The organism is Shewanella sp. Koi 1, from assembly GCF_052907445.1.
In genome coordinates, this window is sequence record NZ_JBREJM010000001.1 from 1,235,489 (window position 1) to 1,254,565 (window position 19,077).

At 48.7% G+C, this 19,077-nt stretch carries 16 protein-coding genes; 14 read left to right on the forward strand and 2 right to left on the reverse strand.

All coding sequences use genetic code 11. The features are described 5' to 3' along the window. Nucleotides 1-118 precede the first annotated feature (118 nt). The 4 genes from ACUZ8J_RS05520 to ACUZ8J_RS05535 all read left to right on the forward strand — a co-directional run bounded on the left by ACUZ8J_RS05520 (nt 119) and on the right by ACUZ8J_RS05535 (nt 3,780). Nucleotides 119-1,615, forward strand: coding sequence for an aldehyde dehydrogenase (locus tag ACUZ8J_RS05520; RefSeq protein WP_446693301.1), 1,497 nt, complete (start codon nt 119-121; stop codon nt 1,613-1,615). 192 nt (nt 1,616-1,807) lie between these two features. Then, entirely contained in the window at nt 1,808-2,173 is a 366-nt protein-coding gene (locus ACUZ8J_RS05525) for a septal ring lytic transglycosylase RlpA family protein (RefSeq protein ID WP_374916760.1), read from the forward strand. Nucleotides 2,174-2,317: 144 nt separating this feature from the next. Then, nucleotides 2,318-3,175 carry a sulfurtransferase gene (locus ACUZ8J_RS05530; protein ID WP_446693302.1) on the forward strand — a complete coding sequence of 286 codons (858 nt, stop codon included), beginning with the start codon at nt 2,318-2,320 and terminating at the stop codon, nt 3,173-3,175. Nucleotides 3,176-3,267: 92 nt separating this feature from the next. Beyond that, nucleotides 3,268-3,780 carry a DUF2937 family protein gene (locus ACUZ8J_RS05535; RefSeq protein ID WP_282633902.1) on the forward strand — a complete coding sequence of 171 codons (513 nt, stop codon included), beginning with the start codon at nt 3,268-3,270 and terminating at the stop codon, nt 3,778-3,780. Between the two features lie 42 nt (nt 3,781-3,822). On the opposite strand, the gene ACUZ8J_RS05540 is transcribed toward ACUZ8J_RS05535, so the two are convergent. Beyond that, nucleotides 3,823-5,130: an NAD(P)/FAD-dependent oxidoreductase gene (locus tag ACUZ8J_RS05540; protein ID WP_446693303.1), complete on the reverse strand. Its 1,308-nt coding sequence runs from the start codon at nt 5,128-5,130 to the stop codon at nt 3,823-3,825. Nucleotides 5,131-5,363: 233 nt separating this feature from the next. Here ACUZ8J_RS05540 and ACUZ8J_RS05545 point away from each other — a divergent pair, with 233 nt between their 5' ends. The 10 genes from ACUZ8J_RS05545 to gabT all read left to right on the forward strand — a co-directional run bounded on the left by ACUZ8J_RS05545 (nt 5,364) and on the right by gabT (nt 17,615). After that, nucleotides 5,364-5,912, forward strand: coding sequence for a cupin domain-containing protein (locus ACUZ8J_RS05545; RefSeq protein ID WP_039977919.1), 549 nt, complete (start codon nt 5,364-5,366; stop codon nt 5,910-5,912). A gap of 392 nt (nt 5,913-6,304) precedes the next feature. Then, a complete protein-coding gene (locus ACUZ8J_RS05550) occupies nt 6,305-7,066 on the forward strand; it encodes a gamma-glutamyl-gamma-aminobutyrate hydrolase family protein (protein WP_446693304.1) in 762 nt (253 codons plus the stop codon). Nucleotide 7,067: 1 nt separating this feature from the next. Beyond that, complete coding sequence (locus tag ACUZ8J_RS05555; protein ID WP_011623668.1) at nt 7,068-8,423, forward strand: glutamine synthetase family protein; 1,356 nt, start codon at nt 7,068-7,070, stop codon at nt 8,421-8,423. 616 nt (nt 8,424-9,039) lie between these two features. Further along, nucleotides 9,040-10,140 carry a polyamine ABC transporter substrate-binding protein gene (locus ACUZ8J_RS05560; RefSeq protein ID WP_446693305.1) on the forward strand — a complete coding sequence of 367 codons (1,101 nt, stop codon included), beginning with the start codon at nt 9,040-9,042 and terminating at the stop codon, nt 10,138-10,140. 159 nt (nt 10,141-10,299) lie between these two features. Next, nucleotides 10,300-11,436: a polyamine ABC transporter ATP-binding protein gene (gene potA, locus ACUZ8J_RS05565; protein WP_011623666.1), complete on the forward strand. Its 1,137-nt coding sequence runs from the start codon at nt 10,300-10,302 to the stop codon at nt 11,434-11,436. Continuing rightward, a complete protein-coding gene (locus ACUZ8J_RS05570) occupies nt 11,433-12,338 on the forward strand; it encodes an ABC transporter permease subunit (protein WP_011623665.1) in 906 nt (301 codons plus the stop codon). Before potA ends, ACUZ8J_RS05570 begins: the two co-directional genes overlap by 4 nt. Next, complete coding sequence (locus tag ACUZ8J_RS05575) at nt 12,335-13,150, forward strand: ABC transporter permease subunit (RefSeq protein WP_011623664.1); 816 nt, start codon at nt 12,335-12,337, stop codon at nt 13,148-13,150. Before ACUZ8J_RS05570 ends, ACUZ8J_RS05575 begins: the two co-directional genes overlap by 4 nt. Before the next feature lie 293 nt (nt 13,151-13,443). Next, nucleotides 13,444-14,730, forward strand: a complete 1,287-nt coding sequence (locus ACUZ8J_RS05580; RefSeq protein WP_011717931.1) for an NAD(P)/FAD-dependent oxidoreductase — start codon at nt 13,444-13,446, stop codon at nt 14,728-14,730. A gap of 56 nt (nt 14,731-14,786) precedes the next feature. Beyond that, nucleotides 14,787-16,235, forward strand: a complete 1,449-nt coding sequence (gene gabD, locus ACUZ8J_RS05585; protein ID WP_446693306.1) for an NADP-dependent succinate-semialdehyde dehydrogenase — start codon at nt 14,787-14,789, stop codon at nt 16,233-16,235. 102 nt (nt 16,236-16,337) lie between these two features. After that, nucleotides 16,338-17,615 (forward strand): 4-aminobutyrate--2-oxoglutarate transaminase, encoded by a 1,278-nt coding sequence (gabT, locus tag ACUZ8J_RS05590; RefSeq protein ID WP_446693307.1) that lies wholly within the window; start codon nt 16,338-16,340, stop codon nt 17,613-17,615. Between the two features lie 53 nt (nt 17,616-17,668). On the opposite strand, the gene ACUZ8J_RS05595 is transcribed toward gabT, so the two are convergent. Continuing rightward, a complete protein-coding gene (locus ACUZ8J_RS05595) occupies nt 17,669-18,727 on the reverse strand; it encodes an LLM class flavin-dependent oxidoreductase (RefSeq protein WP_446693308.1) in 1,059 nt (352 codons plus the stop codon). Nucleotides 18,728-19,077 lie beyond the last annotated feature (350 nt).

The window sequence follows — 19,077 nt, forward strand, 5'->3', positions numbered from 1 at the left end:
GAACAGCGTAATCTAAGCAGCAGTTAACGACTTAGGTCATCTTTGGCATTTGGCCGTCGAGATAGCCCTCATCCCAATAAAGCTAAAATAAACAAATACAAACGATTAAGAGGTCATCATGAGTACACCTAAAAAACGGAGTGATTGGGAAAGCCTCGCTGCTAGCCTAGCAATCAATGGCAAGGCTTATATCAATGGCGAATACCGCGATGCGGCAGCGGGCAGCACTTTTGATTGTGTCAGCCCAATCGACGGACGCGTATTAGTCAAGGTCGCCAGTTGCGATCTGATGGATGCCAATATCGCCGTCGCTAATGCCCGTGAGGTGTTTGAATCTGGTGTATGGTCAAAGACAGCTCCCGTTAAACGTAAGCAAGTGATGATCCGTTTTGCCGAGTTATTGGAAGAAAACGCCAATGAACTCGCCCTGTTAGAAACCTTGGACATGGGTAAGCCAATCCGTTTTTCAAAGGCGGTAGATATTGCCGGCGCCGCCCGTGCTATCCGTTGGTCGGGTGAGGCCGTTGATAAACTCTACGATGAGCTGGCGCCTACGGCACATAATGAAATCGGCATGATCACCCGCGAACCGGTTGGCGTGGTGGCGGCGATTGTGCCTTGGAACTTCCCGTTATTGATGGCCTGTTGGAAGTTGGGGCCAGCGCTGGCGACGGGTAACAGCGTTATTCTTAAACCCTCGGAGAAATCCCCCTTAACCGCGATTCGTATCGCCGAGCTTGCGGTACTGGCCGGGATCCCTAAGGGCGTGCTAAACGTACTGCCGGGTTATGGGCATACGGTCGGTAAGGCACTGGCGCTGCATATGGATGTCGATACCTTAGTCTTTACTGGCTCAACAAAAATCGCTAAGCAATTAATGATTTATGCGGGCGAATCGAATATGAAGCGGGTGTGGCTCGAGGCTGGCGGTAAGAGCCCGAACATTGTATTTAACGATGCGCCCGATCTTAAAGCGGCAGCGGTGGCGGCGGCCGAAGCCATTGCCTTTAACCAAGGTGAAGTCTGTACCGCAGGCTCGCGTTTGCTGGTGGAATCTGGGGTTAAAGATCAATTGATTGCGCTGATTGCTGAAGAACTCGCCTCATGGCAGCCCGGGCATCCGCTGGATCCCGCTACCGTCAGCGGCGCTGTGGTCGATAAGCAGCAACTCGATACAATCTTAAGCTATATCAAGGCGGGCCAAGATGAAGGCGCCAGTTTAGTCCATGGTGGACAACAAGTGCTGGCTGATACGGGCGGCGTGTATGTGCAACCCACTATCTTTAGCCAAGTACACAACAAGATGAAAATCGCCAGCGAGGAAATCTTTGGCCCAGTGTTATCTGTCATTGAATTCAATGGCATGGAAGAGGCGATTGCGATAGCCAATGACACCATTTACGGCTTAGCGGCTGGCGTGTGGACGGCGGATATCAGCAAGGCGCACAAAACCGCCAAGGCACTGCGTTCGGGAATGGTGTGGATTAACCATTATGATGGTGGCGATATGACGGCGCCTTTCGGTGGTTACAAACAATCGGGCAATGGCCGCGATAAATCCATGCACTCCTTCGATAAATACACCGAAATCAAGGCGACTTGGATAGTCATCTAAGTCGTTTTGCTCCCTCTCAAGCCTCTTTACGCCGATGCGAAAGGGGCTTTATTTTTTCTGGTTAACCCTCTAATTAAATGGATAAAGTGGCGCAAGGGTGCCTCTTAGGGATTTTTGCTGTACATTGCTCGGATGATGAACTCATTTGCTAAGGGATGTTCTGTGAGTCTCAAATACGTATCTTTGACCTTAATGCTGCTAGTCACCTTGGCCTTGTCAGGCTGTTCTTCTACCCATTCGGGAAACTGGCAGGGGTTTACCGAGTCTGGCCAAGCCTCTTTCTACGGCGATAAACATCAAAATAAGAAAACCGCCAGTGGTGAGCGTTATAACCATAAATTAAAAACGGCCGCACATAAGGAAATTCCTTTTGGCTCAGTGGTTAAAGTGACAAATCTTAAGAATGGTAAAACGGTTGTGGTTAAGGTCAACGACAGAGGGCCTTTCGTGCGGGGCCGAATTATAGATTTGTCCAAATCTGCATTTAGCAGCATAGGCAATACTTCGGCGGGTTTATTAGATGTCAAAATTGAAGTGATTCAAGCGGCGAGTCAGTAATCGACTCTCAATGAGCTTGTCATGTGTGCTTTACCAAAACAGTATCGGTTCGAATGGTTTGAATAGCGCTTGGGTTTTGCATGTGCAGCAAAACCTAGGCTGATAAGTCATTATCCCAGTTGGAAATCAGAATAAGGACAGCCAATGGAATATCCTCTCGTGAGTACTCAATGGCTCGAAGAGCACCTCACCTCGCCAGATCTCGTGTTACTCGATGCAAGCATGGCCGTGGTGTTGGGCAAAGAGCCTATCTTCTATTCCGAACCTGTGTGTATTCCGCGTTCGAGGCGCTTTGATGTCGAAACGGATTTTTGCGATAAAACGTCCACTCAAATCCATGCCTTACCAAGGTTCGAACAGTTTGTCGAAGGCATTGCCAAGTTAGGAATAGACCCGCAAAGCGTGGTGGTTATCTATGATAATCAAGGGATTTATTCATCTCCACGCGCTTGGTGGATATTCAAGGTGATGGGATTTCACCGTGTCTATGTGCTCGACGGTGGTTTACCCCAATGGATGGCTGAAGACAGAGTCACCTCATCCCGCTATCAGGAAGAAGGGATAGATTATGGTGCAAGCGATAGTGAGGAACTGACTGCTGTACTGGAATATCAGCCTGCGAAGGTGATGGATGCTGAGGCTGTGTTAGCCAAGCTTGATGATAGCGATAGTGCGATTATTGATGCACGGGGATCGGCGCGCTTTTTAGGCCAAGTGAGTGAGCCGCGACCTGGAGTGCGCAGCGGGCATATTCCCCATTCGGTCAATCTCCCCTTTGGTGACGTGCTCAATGGCTTCAAAATCAAAGATGTGACCGAATTGGTTAAGCTGTTTCAAGGGCTTGTTAGCGATAAACCGTTAAGGATTTTTAGCTGTGGCTCGGGTATTACCGCCTGTATTTTAATCTTAGCCTCGGTCGCTGCAGGGCATACTGATGCTGTACTTTACGATGGTTCTTGGGCGGACTGGGGCAGTCGCAACGATTTACCCATCGAGCGTTAAACGATATTAGGTGGAGTGCTGTCCTTCGGAATGCTAACCTTGCAGCAATCAATTGACGGTGATATATCCTTTGACTTATCAAGGAGTTTGTCATGATAACCAGATTGTTCGATAAATTGATCTTCGGCTTTATCTTAGTGATGGCGCTGCAACTCCCCCAATTAGCCGATCATTATCAGCAGTTTTTGGCTGGGCTCTATACTTCGACCCAATGGCAAGTTGAGGGCTATAAGGCAACGGCTAAGGCGTATCACTTCAGCGATGTTGAAACCATGATCGCCCGCCATTTGCAAAATGAAGAGCCTAGCGTTAGGGCGGATGCCGAGCAAAAGCGCCAGACGTTGGCTCTGCTGCAAACACTTCAACAGGGAATGCAGACTTTTGAGCAGGGCAATCTCTTCGAGAAAACCGCCTATATGTTGAATCCCGCTCGTTTTGAATATTTAGAGCAGACTATTGTTAACTTTAAGCCTGGCATCCCGTTAACCGCCAGTGGTATCGGTTTTGGCGTGTTGGTGGCGTTGATCGTGTATTATCTTGCTTCACTGCCTTTTATTCTGTGGGCAAGGCGGCGTAGGCGGATTAAATTAACCCGTGCCCTATAGGTCGTTGGATACTTGCGCGTTTATCCAACGACAGGGCAAACCTTAGAATAAGTCCTTAAACCTGTGGTACAGCATACCCGCAGCCAGCATAGGCGAGCGGAATGTGGGGCCGCCAGGGAAGGTCATATGCTTAATCTTGGCGAATACATCAAAATATCCCGCTTGCTGACAAATGGCTTCGGCGAGCAGTTTGGCAGCCATATGGGTGGCATTGACGCCGTGGCCTGCGTAGGCTTGGGCGTAAAAAATATTACTCGCATCGGGGAGACGACCGATTTGGGGCATACGGTTGGCGCCAATGCCTATCATGCCGCCCCATTCGTAATCGATGCGTACACCTTTTAACTGTGGGAATACCTTCTCAAGGTTCGGCCTGAGCGCTGCTTCAATATCTTTGGGATCTTTGCCTGAATAAGTACAAAGTCCACCAAACAGTAAGCGTCTATCCGCTGATAAGTGGAAGTAATCTAGTGCAATTCGCATATCTGCAAATGCCATGTTTTGCGGGATAAGGCTTTGGCATTGCGCTTCTGTGAGTGGTTCAGTTGCAAGTAGATAACTCCCCGCGGGCAGGACTTTACCGCCGATGTAGCTATTTAATTTATGGCCAATATAGGCGTTGCCTGCGAGTACGAGATATTGGCAAGTCACTTCGCCTTTTGCCGTTAATACTCGCGGTTTATTGCCTGAAATAATCTTTTCTGCGGCGCTGTATTCAAATAATTGCGCACCTAATTCACGGGCAACACGAGCCTCGCCCAAGGCCAAGTTAAGTGGATGTAAATGGCCACTTCCCATATCCACTAGGGCACCTTGGTAAAATTCTGAGCCGATAACTTCACTGAGTTGGGATTGGGTAAGCAGCTTTATTTCATGCTGATATCCTAGGCTTTTAAGACTGTCGAATTCGTCTTGAAGCTCAATCATATGTCGAGGCTTCACCGCAAGATCGCAATAGCCCATTTGTAAGTCACAATCGATATTATGGGTCTGTATCCGATTGCTAACGATCTCCACGGCTTCAAAGCCCATTTGCTGGATCGCACTGACACCTTCTTGTCCAATTTCGTTTATAAATTGCGCTGGGTCATGGCCAATACCGCGGATCAGCTCACCACCATTACGCCCAGAGGCGCCCCAGCCTATGCGCTTGGCCTCGAGTAGCACCACGTTTAGGCCCTTTTGCCGAAGTTCGATAGCTGTGTTAATCCCACTGAAACCACCGCCGATAATGCAAACGTCGGTGCTTACCTTGCCCTCAAGTTGGGGATGAGCGTAAATTTCTTTTGCAGTATCAACATAATAAGACTGGGGATATTGTTCACTATGAACGGGAGGTTTGGTGGTCATTTGAGCTCCAAAAAATTGTTTTTATTGTAAATTGGGCTTGTCCCAGTATACTCATCACACTTTTGTGATACTGCTAAAAAGTGTGCATTTTATTTAACACACTTTTTAGCTAGAATACAACGGAAGCGTGTAAACTCACGCTTTGGGGCTAAAATGTGTTTAGGATGGTGTTTATCCTGAACAACCTGTTCTTCATCTATCGGGATGACCGATCCTTTGGGGAGATGTGAAATTTGGATATTGGAGCCAGTCTCAGAACTGTTCGAAAAATGAAAGGCTTATCCCAGCGTGAGCTGGCTAAGCGTGCTGGTGTGACTAACAGTACAATTTCAATGATCGAAAAAAACAGTGTTAGCCCATCCGTCAGTTCTTTGAAAAAAGTATTGTCGGGTATCCCTATGTCTTTAGTAGACTTTTTCTCAATTGAAGCCTCGATTGAGAGCGAGCAAAAAGTGGTTTATCGCTCCGATGAACTCCTCGATATAGGTACTGGGCCGTTAGAATTTAAATTGATTGGCCGCGACTTTCCCAATCGTGCCATGTCGGTGATGAGTGAAACCTATCCACCGGGTTCAGATACGGGCGAGGAAATGCTAAAACACGAAGGTGAAGAGGCGGCCATGGTGATCGAAGGCAAATTCGAACTGACCGTTGGCGATGAGGTATATATCTTAGAAGCGGGTGATAGTTACTATTTTAACAGTGAGTTACCCCATAGATTTCGTAACCCTTTCGATGAACCCTGTCGACTGGTCAGTGCAACAACGCCAGCGAATTTCTAATCGCATAGCTAGTCGCAGAGCGCTGTCCTAGATAGTCTAGGATGGCGCTATCTTGAGATTTCCCCCTTATCTACCTCGCATCAAACTGGCTTTGGATTACAAAATATTTTTCAAAGTGTAAATAATATTTTTCAAATGACTCTAAATCAGCTCTGATTATCTTTGCCTAATTTTCATCATAAACAACCGCTATAAGCCGATTCTGTTACCCTTAGGCAACACAATACCCCCTAATTTCCTGTATTACATCCCAAAATGCTGTCTTGCAACTAAACGATCATTAACAAGTGTTTAACCTCTTGCCTGAGGTTAAAATTCGGTGTACTGTGTGAAAAAATGAACATTAAAACTTAACATGTTCATTATGCAGTCATTCAAGGTGAAGGTGAGTTATGTCTGTCGAGTTGCCCCTTATTGGTGTTATTGCGTGTAATCAACAATTGGGATTACATCCCTTTAATATTGTTGGTGAAAAATACCTCTTAGGTGTAGTGAATGGTGCTAAGGGCTGGCCCTTAGTGATCCCCTCATTAGGTGCTGAACAACCTATAGAGGCGATTCTGGCAAGTCTCGATGGCATTCTCTTTACTGGTTCGCCTTCGAATGTTGAACCCCATCTCTATGCGGGTGAACCGAGTGAAGTCGGTACTCACCACGATCCCAAACGCGATGCCACCACCTTACCGCTTATCCGTGCGGCCATTGCGGCGGGTGTGCCTGTGCTTGGGATTTGTCGTGGCTTTCAAGAGATGAACGTCGCTTTTGGTGGCAGTCTGCATCAGAAGTTACACGAAGTGGGCGGTTTTATTGAACACAGAGAAGATAAAGAGGCCTCGTTAGAGGTGCAATATGGGCCATCCCACAGTATTACTGTGGAGCCTGGGGGGGTCATTTACGAGGCCTGGGGCCGTAACTCGGCAGAGGTAAACTCTGTACATACTCAGGGCGTGGAGCGTCTTGGGATTGGGTTGCGGCCAGAAGCTTATGCTCCAGATGGTCTAGTGGAGGCCTTCTCCGTTATAGACGCAAATGAATTTGCCCTCGGTGTGCAATGGCATCCTGAATGGAAGGTGAGTGAAAACCCATTTTTCCTTTCTATATTCAATGCTTTTGGTGATGCGTGCCGTCGTAGGGCTACAACTCGAGTGAAATAAAATGAATAAGCTAATCGCTTTTTTAAAAGAACGAAAAATCACAGAAGTCGAATGTGTTATCAGCGATATGACAGGTATCGCCCGCGGAAAAATTGCCCCAGTGGATAAGTTCCTCGACGAAAAAGGCATGCGTTTACCCGAAAGCGTGTTGCTGCAAACCGTGACCGGTGACTTTGTTGACGATGATATTTATTACAGCTTGCTCGACGACGCGGATATCGATTTTGTCTGTGTCCCCGATGAAAATGCCGTGTTTATGCTGCCTTGGACGATTGAAGCTACAGCTCAAGTGATCCACGATTGCTACGACAGAATGGGCAATCCCATCGAATTATCGCCACGTAACGTGTTGAAGAAAGTGCTTTCGCTATACGAGCAAAAAGGCTGGGAGCCAGTTATTGCACCTGAGATGGAGTTTTATCTCACCAGCCGTAGCGATGACCACGATTTACCCCTTAAGCCACCAATCGGTCGCTCGGGCAGACCGGAAGCGGGACGTCAGTCTTTCTCGATTGATGCGGCTAACGAATACGACCCGCTTTTCGAAGATATGTATGACTGGTGCGAGCTGCAAGGTTTAGATATCGATACGCTGATCCACGAAGACGGCCCAGCGCAAATGGAGATTAACTTCAGCCATGGTAATCCATTATCTCTTGCGGATCAGGTGTTTGTATTCAAGCGCACCCTGCGTGAGGCGGCATTAAAGCACAATGTGTGCGCCACCTTTATGGCTAAACCTGTGACCGATGAGCCAGGCAGTGCCATGCACATTCATCAAAGCGTGATTAATAAGGAAACGGGCAAAAACATCTTCACCAATGAAGACGGTACTCAAAGCCCATTATTCCTAAGCTATATAGCTGGTTTACAAAAGTTTATTCCTGAACTCTTGCCGTTGATGGCTCCTAATGCCAACTCGTTCCGTCGTTTCTTACCGGGCACCTCTGCGCCAGTAAACTTGGAATGGGGCGTTGAGAACAGAACCTGCGGCCTGCGTATTCCTGAGTCATCACCGCAAAACCGCCGCATTGAAAACCGTATTCCTGGGGCGGATGCAAACTGCTATTTAGCGATCGCGGCGAGCTTACTCTGCGGTTACATAGGTATGGTGGAAGGGTTAAAACCTTCAACACCAGTGCAGGGTAAATCGAACGAAAGCCGTAGCAACAATCCACATTGCCTGCCGTTGACCTTAGAAGAAGCGTTAGCGGCGATGGAAGAGAGTGATGCCTGTAAGGAATATTTAGGTGAAGCCTTTACCACTGGCTTTGTGGCGGTTAAACAGGCCGAGCTTGAAAACTTCCGCCGTGTCGTTAGTTCGTGGGAGCGTGAGTTCCTGTTACTTAGTGTGTAATTTGCACTGTTTTTGTTCAAAACTGTCACGGCCTTAACGGATTTAGGGTCAAGATAGCGGGAATATTTGAACAATCAGTAAAAATGCTCTGCACCAATTCGGTGAGTTTGCTTAACTTTGGTGCAGAGTGCTTTTAAATTGAAATGCTTACGTATGCTTTACGGTAACTGAGTCGCGCTGTGAAATCTCATTCAATGAACTCAAAGCGATGATGATTTTGCACCTTGGTTGCTAATACATAAAATTATTTGAATGAAGCGATTTGTAACTCGCTGTTAGTTAAGGGCTAAAAGAGTTTTCCTGAGATGGTTTCAGCGGTTTTTCTAGGGGCTTGAGGCATTTGCCTGAATGTTGCAAGATGTAGGGCGTACAAATATCTAGTCTTTTTTTGTGCTTGTTAATGCAAGTGAGTAAATCGACAAATTTGGCATGAAATCTGATACTCCCATTCATTGCAGCCACCTAGAGATGAAGGCATTATGGTGCTGTAGAGACTGCCGATGCGGTTTTTAAGGTGTAGCATTGGTCGAGAATAACAACAATAACCGAGCAGATGGTCGGTGACACAATTTCAGAATTGTTAAAGGCAATTCTGCTACCCGAGAAAGGAGAAAGCATGAAGCTATTTAATAAGATGACGACTTTGGTTTTAGTAACCGCGGGCGCCCTCGCAAGCGTTGCTGCTCAAGCTGAAGAAGTAGTGCGCGTATATAACTGGTCTGATTATATCGCCGAAGATACCTTAGAAAACTTCAAGAAAGAAACGGGCATTCGGGTGATTTACGATGTGTTTGATAGTAACGAAGTGCTGGAAGCCAAATTACTGTCTGGCCGCAGTGGTTACGACATCGTGGTTCCATCTAACCATTTCCTCGCTAAACAAATTAAGGCTGGCGCATTCAAGCCGCTAGACCGCTCTAAACTCAGCAACTTTAAAAACCTCAATGCCGATCTGATGAAACAGTTAGAGAAGGCAGATCCTGGTAACCAATATGCCGTACCTTACCTCTGGGGTACCAATGGTATCGGTTACAACATCGATAAAGTGAAAGCCGCGGTAGGTGAAGATGCGCCATTTGATTCTATGGAGCTGATCTTTAACCCAAAATATGCTGAAAAAATCTCTAAGTGTGGCTTTGCTATGCTGGATTCGGCCGATGATATGGTGCCACAGGCGATGATCTATTTAGGTCTTGACCCTAACAGCACGAAAGCCGAAGACTATGAAAAAGCAGGTGAATTACTCGAAAAAATTCGTCCTTACGTGACTTATTTCCACTCATCACGCTATATCTCTGATCTCGCGAACGGGGATATCTGTGTGGCATTCGGCTTCTCTGGTGACGTATTCCAAGCTGCGGCCCGTGCCGATGAAGCGGGTAACGGCAACAAGATTGGTTACTCGATTCCAAAAGAAGGCGCGAACCTGTGGTTCGATATGTTAGCTATCCCTGCGGATGCGGCTAACGTTGAAAATGCTCACAAACTTATCAACTACTTACTTCGCCCTGAAGTGATTGCGCCTATCTCTAACTATGTGGCTTATGCTAACCCTAACGACCCAGCGCAGCCCTTAGTAGATGAAGCGATTCGCAATGACCCTGCGATTTATCCGCCAAAAGAAGTGTTGGATAAATTGTATATTGGCGAAATCCGTCCATTGAAAATCCAACGCGTATTAACCCGCGTCTGGACCAAAGTGAAGTCTGGCCAATAATCGAGATGGGGCAAGCATTGCTTGCCCCTTTTAATCGCACAGACATTGCCTTGCTCCTTGAGCATTCGGCCTACAGATTTTATCTCTATTCATTAATTCATTGTGTAAATCTCAAGTATTGAACGCCTTGTCGCATCAATACTCGGGTGGAGAAGTACTATGGCAAGCACCTCGGGCGTCACCAACAAACCCACTACAAAGACGCAAGAAAAAGTCCTGCTTAAGATTGAGCGGGTCAGTAAATTGTTCGACGATGTACGCGCGGTTGACGACGTATCATTGACGATTAATAAAGGTGAGATTTTTGCTTTACTTGGGGGCTCTGGCTCGGGTAAGTCGACCTTATTGCGTATGCTCGCGGGGTTTGAGAGACCAACCTCTGGGCGGATTTTTCTCGACGGTGAAGACATTACCGATTTGCCACCCTACGAACGTCCCATCAACATGATGTTCCAGTCTTATGCGCTCTTTCCCCATATGACGGTCGCGCAAAATATCGCCTTCGGTTTAAAGCAAGATAAGTTACCCAAAGCGGAAATTGAGCAAAGGGTGCAAGAAATGCTCAAGCTGGTGCATATGGAGCAATATGGCAAACGTAAGCCGCATCAGCTTTCCGGTGGTCAACGTCAACGGGTGGCGTTAGCCCGCTCCCTCGCGAAACGTCCTAAATTACTGCTACTCGATGAGCCCATGGGCGCACTGGATAAAAAGCTGCGTACTCAAATGCAGTTAGAAGTGGTTGAGATTCTTGAGCGTGTTGGCGTGACCTGTGTAATGGTGACCCATGATCAGGAAGAAGCCATGACCATGGCGGGCCGCATTTCGATTATGAGCGATGGTTGGATTGCCCAAACTGGCTCTCCTATGGACATTTACGAGAGTCCAAACAGCCGCATGATTGCCGAATTTATCGGTTCAGTGAACCTCTTTGGCGGCGAGATTGAAGTGGACGAAGTCGACCACCTTATCATTAAACCCAATGATTTAGCTCAGCCTTTCTATGTGGGTTACGGGGTAACGACCAGTGCAGAAGAAAAGCATGTGTGGTTAGCGGTACGCCCCGAAAAAACCATTATCAGCCGTGAGCAACCCGAGGGCGAGTACAACTGGGCCAAGGGCATAGTGCATGACATCGCCTACCTAGGTGGCATTTCGGTGTACTACATTCGCCTCGAGAACGGCCAAATTGTGCAATGCAGTATGACCAACCGTGAACGCCGTGCCGACCATGCGACATGGGATGATGAAGTGTTCATCAGCTGGGAGGACACCAGTGGCGTGGTGTTAAGATCATGAAGATGAAGTCAAAACTAAAATGGCTTAAGGGACGTTTCTGGACGATTAGCTTCCCCTACGCTTGGCTGTTGTTGTTCTTCGCCTTGCCCTTTGCCATTGTTCTTAAGATCAGTTTTTCGACGGCGGCGATTTCGATTCCGCCCTACGAGGCGACCTTCCAATATGCGGATGATGTATTAAACATCTTCCTGCATTTAGGTAACTATTTGATGTTACTTGATGATTCGCTGTATTACACCGCGTATCTCAGTTCATTAAAAATGGCGCTTATTTCGACCATTGGCTGTTTGATCATTGGTTATCCCATGGCCTATGCCATTGCCCGTGCGCCAGCAAGGTTGCAAACCGTGCTGTTGTTATTGGTGATGTTACCTTCTTGGACCTCGTTCTTAATCCGCGTTTATGCCTGGATGGGGATCTTAAGTAACACGGGGATTATCAATAACACATTGATGTGGTTAGGAGTCATTTCTGAGCCATTGCAAATCTTAAACACTAACATCGCCGTCTATATCGGGATTATCTACGCCTATTTGCCCTTTATGATTTTGCCGCTGTACGCGACCTTAGTGAAGTTAGATATGAGCCTGATTGAGGCTGCATCTGACTTAGGGTCGAGCCGTTTAAATACCTTCTGGAAAATCACTTTCCCATTATCGAAGAGCGGGGTGATTGCAGGTTCTATGCTGGTGTTTATTCCTGCGGTAGGGGAGTTTGTGATCCCTGAGCTGCTCGGCGGCCCAGATTCTCTGATGATAGGTAAAGTGCTGTGGCAGGAATTCTTCAATAACCGTGACTGGCCTGTGGCCTCATCTCTGGCGATTGTGATGCTGGCACTCTTGATTATTCCTATTACCTTATTCCATCGCTATCAGGCGCGTAGTTTGGAGAAAGACCTATGAAAAAGCTGAGTTTTTCTTCGGTGATGCTGTGGTTCGGCTTGTTCTTCTTGTACGCACCTATGCTGATCCTCGTGATTTATTCTTTTAACGAATCTAAGTTAGTGACAGTGTGGGGCGGGTTTTCACCTAAATGGTACGGTGAGTTATTTGCCGATCAGCAAATTCTCGATGCGGTGTGGACCAGCCTTCGGATTGCGTTTTACAGCTCAACCATGGCGGTGATTATCGGTACTATGGCCGCCTTTGTGATGACGCGATTTAAGCGCTCTTGGGCCAAGCTCACCCTGTCGAACATGATCACTGCGCCTTTGGTTATGCCTGAGGTGATCACGGGTCTGTCATTGCTACTGTTATTTGTGCATATGGCGGATCTCTTAGGTTGGCCGAAAGAGCGCGGCATGGTGACCGTTTGGATTGCCCACTCGACCTTCTGTGCGGCCTACGTGGCTGTGGTGGTGTCATCAAGATTGCGTGAGTTAGACATGTCAATCGAAGAGGCGGCAATGGATTTAGGCGCGACGCCGCTTAAGACCTTCTTCCTGATCACTGTGCCCATGATTTCACCGGCATTAGTGGCGGGCTGGTTGTTATCCTTTAGTCTGTCACTCGATGACTTAGTGATCGCAAGCTTTGCCTCTGGCCCAGGCGCGACCACCTTACCTATGGTGGTGTTCTCCTCGGTGCGTTTGGGGGTATCGCCTAAGATCAACGCCTTGGCAACACTTATCATTCTATGTGTGTCGTTAATCGCCTTCTTGTCTTGGTATATGGCAAGACGCGCCGAAAAACGTGAGCGTATGCCGCTGAACTAATAAGTGGTGCTATAACACAGAGTAAACAAACACAGAGTGAACAAACACTGAGTTGTCATTCTCTCGCGAAAGGATGGCCTTGATTGCTAAGGCCATCCTTCTTCCTCCCTCCAAGTCTTCTTATCTGTACCTCCACAGTAATTTTCGAATCCGTTTCAGGCATTAAGGATGCTTTGTTTGAAATATCAAACGTTGTGTAAATTATTGTGCTTTTATGGCTAGTGTTTCCCGATTTGAAGGTGTAGGATGTGATAGTTGTTTAAAATAATGAACATAAAAATCAAGGGAACATCATGTCAGCCATACCTCACACTGGATCATATTATGCGGCATCGGCCAACGATAAGGTTGAGCGCGCGCGTTTACAGGAATCGATTGAAGCCGATGTTTGTGTGATTGGCGCGGGGTACACAGGCCTGTCTGCCGCACTGCATTTACTCGAATCGGGTTTTAGTGTGGTGGTGCTCGAAGCGGCGCGAATTGGCTGGGGAGCCTCGGGGCGTAATGGCGGACAAATCGTCAACAGCTATAGCCGTGACATTGATACCATTGAAAAAACCGTCGGCAAAGAACAAGCCAAGCTTTTTGGACAAATGGCCTTCGAGGGCGGACGCATCATCCGTGAACGTATCGCTAAGTACAACATTGACTGTGATCTAAAGGATGGCGGCGTATTTGCGGCGATGAACGAAAAGCAAATGGGCCATTTACGCCATCAAAAGCAGTTATGGGAAAGCCATGGCCACGTGGGCAAGCTGGAGCTGCTCGATGCAAACAGCATTCGTTCTGTGGTAAATACTGAGCGCTATGTCGGCGGTATGTTAGATAAGAGCGGCGGCCACATTCATCCGCTGAATTTAGCCTTGGGTGAAGCCCGTGCGGTAGAATCCCTCGGCGGAAAGATATTTGAAGACTCAGCTGTATTGCGGGTCGATGAAGGCGATAGCCCTGTGGTGCACACCGCTAAGGGCAGCGTAAAAGCCAAGTTTGTGGTGGTGGCGGGTAACGCTTACCTCGGTAAACTCATGCCTGAATTGCAAGCCAAGTCTATGCCCTGTGGCACCCAAGTGATCACCACAGAGCCCTTGGACGAAGAGTTGGCTGCAAGTCTGTTACCCCAAGACTACTGCGTCGAAGACTGTAACTATCTGCTCGATTATTTCAGGCTGTCTGGCGATAAGCGTCTGATCTACGGCGGTGGTGTTGTTTATGGTGCCCGCGATCCTGCGGATATCGAATCCCTGATTATCCCGAATATGCTCAAAACTTTCCCTCAGTTAAAAGGGGTTAAGGTTGATTACGCTTGGACGGGTAACTTTTTATTGACCTTATCGCGTTTACCACAGGTCGGCCGTATTGGTAAAAATATCTATTATTCACAGGGTTGTAGCGGCCATGGCGTCACTTATACCCACTTGGCAGGCAAGTTAATTGCCGAAATGCTCAATGGTCAAGCCACGCGTTTCGATGCTTTTGCGGCGCTGCCCCATTATCCCTTCCCCGGCGGTCACGCCTTACGAGTGCCTTTTAGTGCGCTGGGGGCATGGTATTACAGTTTAAGAGATAAATTAGGTATCTAATTTATATGGATTTTTATACGAGGTAAGGCATTACCTCGCCGCGAGAGGAATTTCCTGTGTTGTTAAAAGACCCGAGTCTGCTACGTCAGCAATGTTATATCAATGGTCAGTGGTGCGATGCACAGTCAAAAGAAACTGTCGCTATCGCCAATCCCGCGACGGGCGTGGTGATCGCCAGTGTCCCTGTGATGGGGCAAGCCGAAACTCAAGCAGCAATTGCGGCAGCCGAAGCGGCCTTGCCCGCATGGCGAGCACTTACCGCAAAAGAGCGTGGTGCCAAGCTGCGTCGCTGGTTTGAATTACTCAATGAAAACAGTGATGACTTAGCGCTAATGATGACTACTGAGCAGGGCAAACCCCTCGCCGAAGCGAAGGGTGAAGTTTCTTACGCCGCCTCCTTTATCGAATGGTTCGCCGAAGAGGCGAAGCGCGTCTATGGCGATACGATTCCTGGGCATCAGGGCGATAAACGCATCATGGTGATCAAGCAGCCCGTGGGCGTGACTGCGGCCATTACTCCTTGGAACTTCCCTGCGGCGATGATCACCCGCAAAGCCGCGCCAGCACTGGCTGCAGGTTGTACTATGGTGGTGAAACCTGCGCCGCAAACGCCTTTTACCGCATTAGCCTTGGCCGTGCTTGCCGAGCGCGCCGGGATCCCTGCGGGTGTGTTCAGTGTGATCACTGGTGATGCTATTGGCATTGGTAATGAGATGTGTAGCAATCCAGTTGTGCGTAAGTTGTCTTTTACTGGCTCGACCCAAGTGGGCATTAAGTTAATGGAGCAATGCGCGCCGACTCTGAAGAAATTATCTTTAGAATTAGGCGGTAATGCGCCATTTATTGTATTCGACGATGCCAATATCGATGCGGCGGTTGAAGGCGCCATGATCGCTAAGTATCGCAATGCGGGGCAAACCTGTGTTTGCGCTAACCGCATTTATGTTCAGGCGGGCGTGTATGACGAATTTGCCCGCAAGCTCAGCATTGCCGTGGGCAAATTAAAGGTGGGTGAGGGGATTACTGAAGGCGTCACGACGGGACCACTCATCAATCGCGCGGCGGTCGAAAAAGTCCAGAGCCATCTTGAGGATGCGCTCAGCAAAGGGGCATCTGTGGTTGCGGGCGGCAAGCCCCATAGTTTAGGTGGCAACTTCTTCGAGCCAACGGTACTGACACATGTCGATAGCAGTATGCGTGTCGCCCGTGAAGAAACCTTTGGCCCACTGGCGCCGCTGTTTAAGTTTACCGATGTGGACGATGTGATTAAGCAAGCCAATGATACTGAGTTTGGCTTGGCGGCTTATTTTTATGGCCGTGATATCTCACTGGTGTGGAAAGTGGCCGAGGCATTGGAATACGGCATGGTGGGCGTCAACACTGGGTTGATTTCCACTGAAGTCGCGCCGTTTGGCGGAATGAAATCCTCAGGACTTGGCCGAGAAGGCTCTAAGTTCGGCATCGAAGAATATTTAGAAATCAAATATATCTGTATGTCTGTTTAAGCATCAGTTTGGAATAGACCGCCAGTGGTAGCCCTTTGGGCATAGGCATTGTTATCGACATTTGTGTATAGCCAAGTTAGGCACGCGAGCAAGGAATACTAAATGAGCACAACCAATGATTCATTAATGGCACGTCGCCAAGCCGCAGTCGCAGGCGGTGTTGGTCAAATACATCCTGTTTTTACTGCTCGCGCCGAAAACGCGACCGTGTGGGATGTTGAAGGTCGAGAGTTTATCGATTTTGCGGGTGGTATTGCTGTGCTTAACACTGGGCATTTACATCCCAAGGTGAAGGCGGCCGTTGCGGCGCAGCTTGAGGACTTCTCCCACACCTGTTTTATGGTGCTTGGCTACGAAAGTTATATTCAAGTCTGTGAAAAACTGAATCAGTTAGTGCCGGGGGATTTTGCCAAGAAGACAGCCTTATTCACCAGCGGCTCAGAAGCGGTTGAAAACGCGGTTAAAGTGGCTCGTGCATACACTAAGCGGGCGGGCGTGATTGCCTTTACCTCGGGTTACCATGGTCGCACTATGGCGGCGTTGGCATTAACGGGAAAGGTCGCGCCTTACAGTAAAGGGATGGGATTAATGTCGGCTAATGTGTTCCGCGCCGAGTTCCCCTGTGCGCTGCACGGCGTGTCAGATGATGATGCGATGGCCTCTATCGAACGTATCTTTAAAAACGATGCCGAGCCGAGCGATATTGCGGCCATCATCCTCGAGCCTGTGCAGGGTGAGGGTGGATTCTATGCTGCATCGCCAGCCTTTATGCAGCGTTTACGCGCGCTTTGCGACCGTGAAGGCATTATGTTGATTGCCGATGAAGTGCAAACGGGGGCGGGTCGTACCGGGACCTTCTTCGCCATGGAGCAAATGGGTGTGAGCGCCGATATCACCACCTTTGCTAAATCCATTGCCGGTGGTTTCCCTCTTTCAGGTATTACGGGTAAAGCTGAAGTCATGGATGCCATTGGCCCCGGTGGTCTTGGTGGCACCTACGGCGGTAATCCGCTGGCCTGTGCGGCGGCGCTCGCCGTACTTGAGGTGTTTGAAGAGGAAAAGCTGCTTGAACGTGCCAATGTAATTGGCGAGCGCATTAAGTCGGCGCTAAACACTATGCAGGTTGAACATCCTCAAATCGCCGATGTGCGTGGTCTAGGGGCGATGATCGCCATTGAATTGATGGAGGATGGTAAACCCGCGCCTCAGTACTGTGCCCAAATCTTAGCCGAGGCAAGAAACCGAGGATTGATCCTCCTCTCCTGCGGCACCTACGGAAACGTGCTGCGTATTTTGGTGCCATTGACAGTGCCAGACGAGCAGTTAGGAGCAGGTCTGGGCATTCTGAAAGCCTGCTTCGATGCCGTGTTAAAAGGTTAATAGCCATAAAAAATCCCGCTTAGGCGGGATTTTTTATGGGGTGGGTTTAACGCTTAAGAGCCTTTTATCTCCATCAGGATTTGTAGCGCGCGCTCACGTTTGTCCTGATCATACAAATCGTTAGTAAAGATAAACTCATCGACACCTAACTCCTTCACTATCATCTCTAAGCGGTGCTTGATGCTGGTGGGGCCACCGGTGACGGATAAGCCTAAGAAGTTATCGACATAGGTTTTTTCCTGCTCGCTCCACAAGCCATTCATACTGTTCACGGGCGGTTTTAACCACAGCGCTTCACCACGGATCAGCGCAAGTACCCGTTGCTTGGAGGTGGTACTCAGGTATTCGGCTTCGGCGTCCGTCTCGGCAGCGATTAGCGGCAGGCCAAGCATGACATAGGGTTTATCCAACACCTTAGATGGCTTAAAGTCGCGGCGGTAAATCTCAATCGCATCGTAGAGGAATCTTGGCGCAAAATGCCCTGCAAAGACATAGGGTAAGCCGCGCTGTGCCGCAAGCTGGGCGCTAAACAGGCTCGAACCAAGTAGCCAAATCGGCACATGGGTGCCTTCGCCGGGAATCGCTCTAACGGGATGATGGCCATTGTAGTCGCCGAGTAAGGTTTGTAACTCGCTCACCTCGGCGGGAAATTGCTCCGCGCGGCTCATATCGCGGTTAAGGGCGCGGCTGGTGATTTGATCGCTCCCTGGCGCGCGGCCAAGCCCTAAATCGATACGTCCAGGATAAAGACTTTCGAGTGTACCAAACTGCTCGGCAACCACTAGGGGCGCATGGTTGGGCAGCATAATCCCGCCCGCGCCGACGCGAATGCGTTTAGTATTCTCGGCAATATAGCCAATTAATACCGATGTTGCGGCGCTGGCGATACCGGGCATATTGTGGTGCTCGGCAAACCAGAAACGATTAAAGCCTAAGTCATCGGCAACCTTAGCGTATTGCAGGCTGGCGCATAGCGTGTCTCCGATGCTGGCGCCATGGCGAACCGGGGCAAGCTCTAACAGTGAAAAGGGTATATCCGCCAGGGGAGATTTAGCCGCGGGCACTGCCTGCGATGGGGCGGCGGATGAGGTTGATGTGGATGATGTAGCCATAAATTAAGCGCCTCTTTGCGTGAGTCAGCTCTGTGGCAGCGGCTTTATTTGGCTCCCACGGATGAATGTGGTGGGTGCTAAAGCGATTGTTCTGTCAGTGCTGATGGAGTCTTACCCTAGGATATGGTGACGTATCAATGATAAACAAGCTCAAGGCTTGAGCTTAACACTGAGTTAAAATTGGAACCGAACATCTTAGTTTTGCAAACAGGGGTGAAAGCCTTATCCCAAGCCAATGTATGAAAAGTCGGCACAGAAAGTTCAGATTGTTTGGTGATGAGCTGTAACCTAAAGGTATAAAAAAACTGCCGCAAGCGGGGCTTGTCGGCAGTTTTTATCGCTCACATATG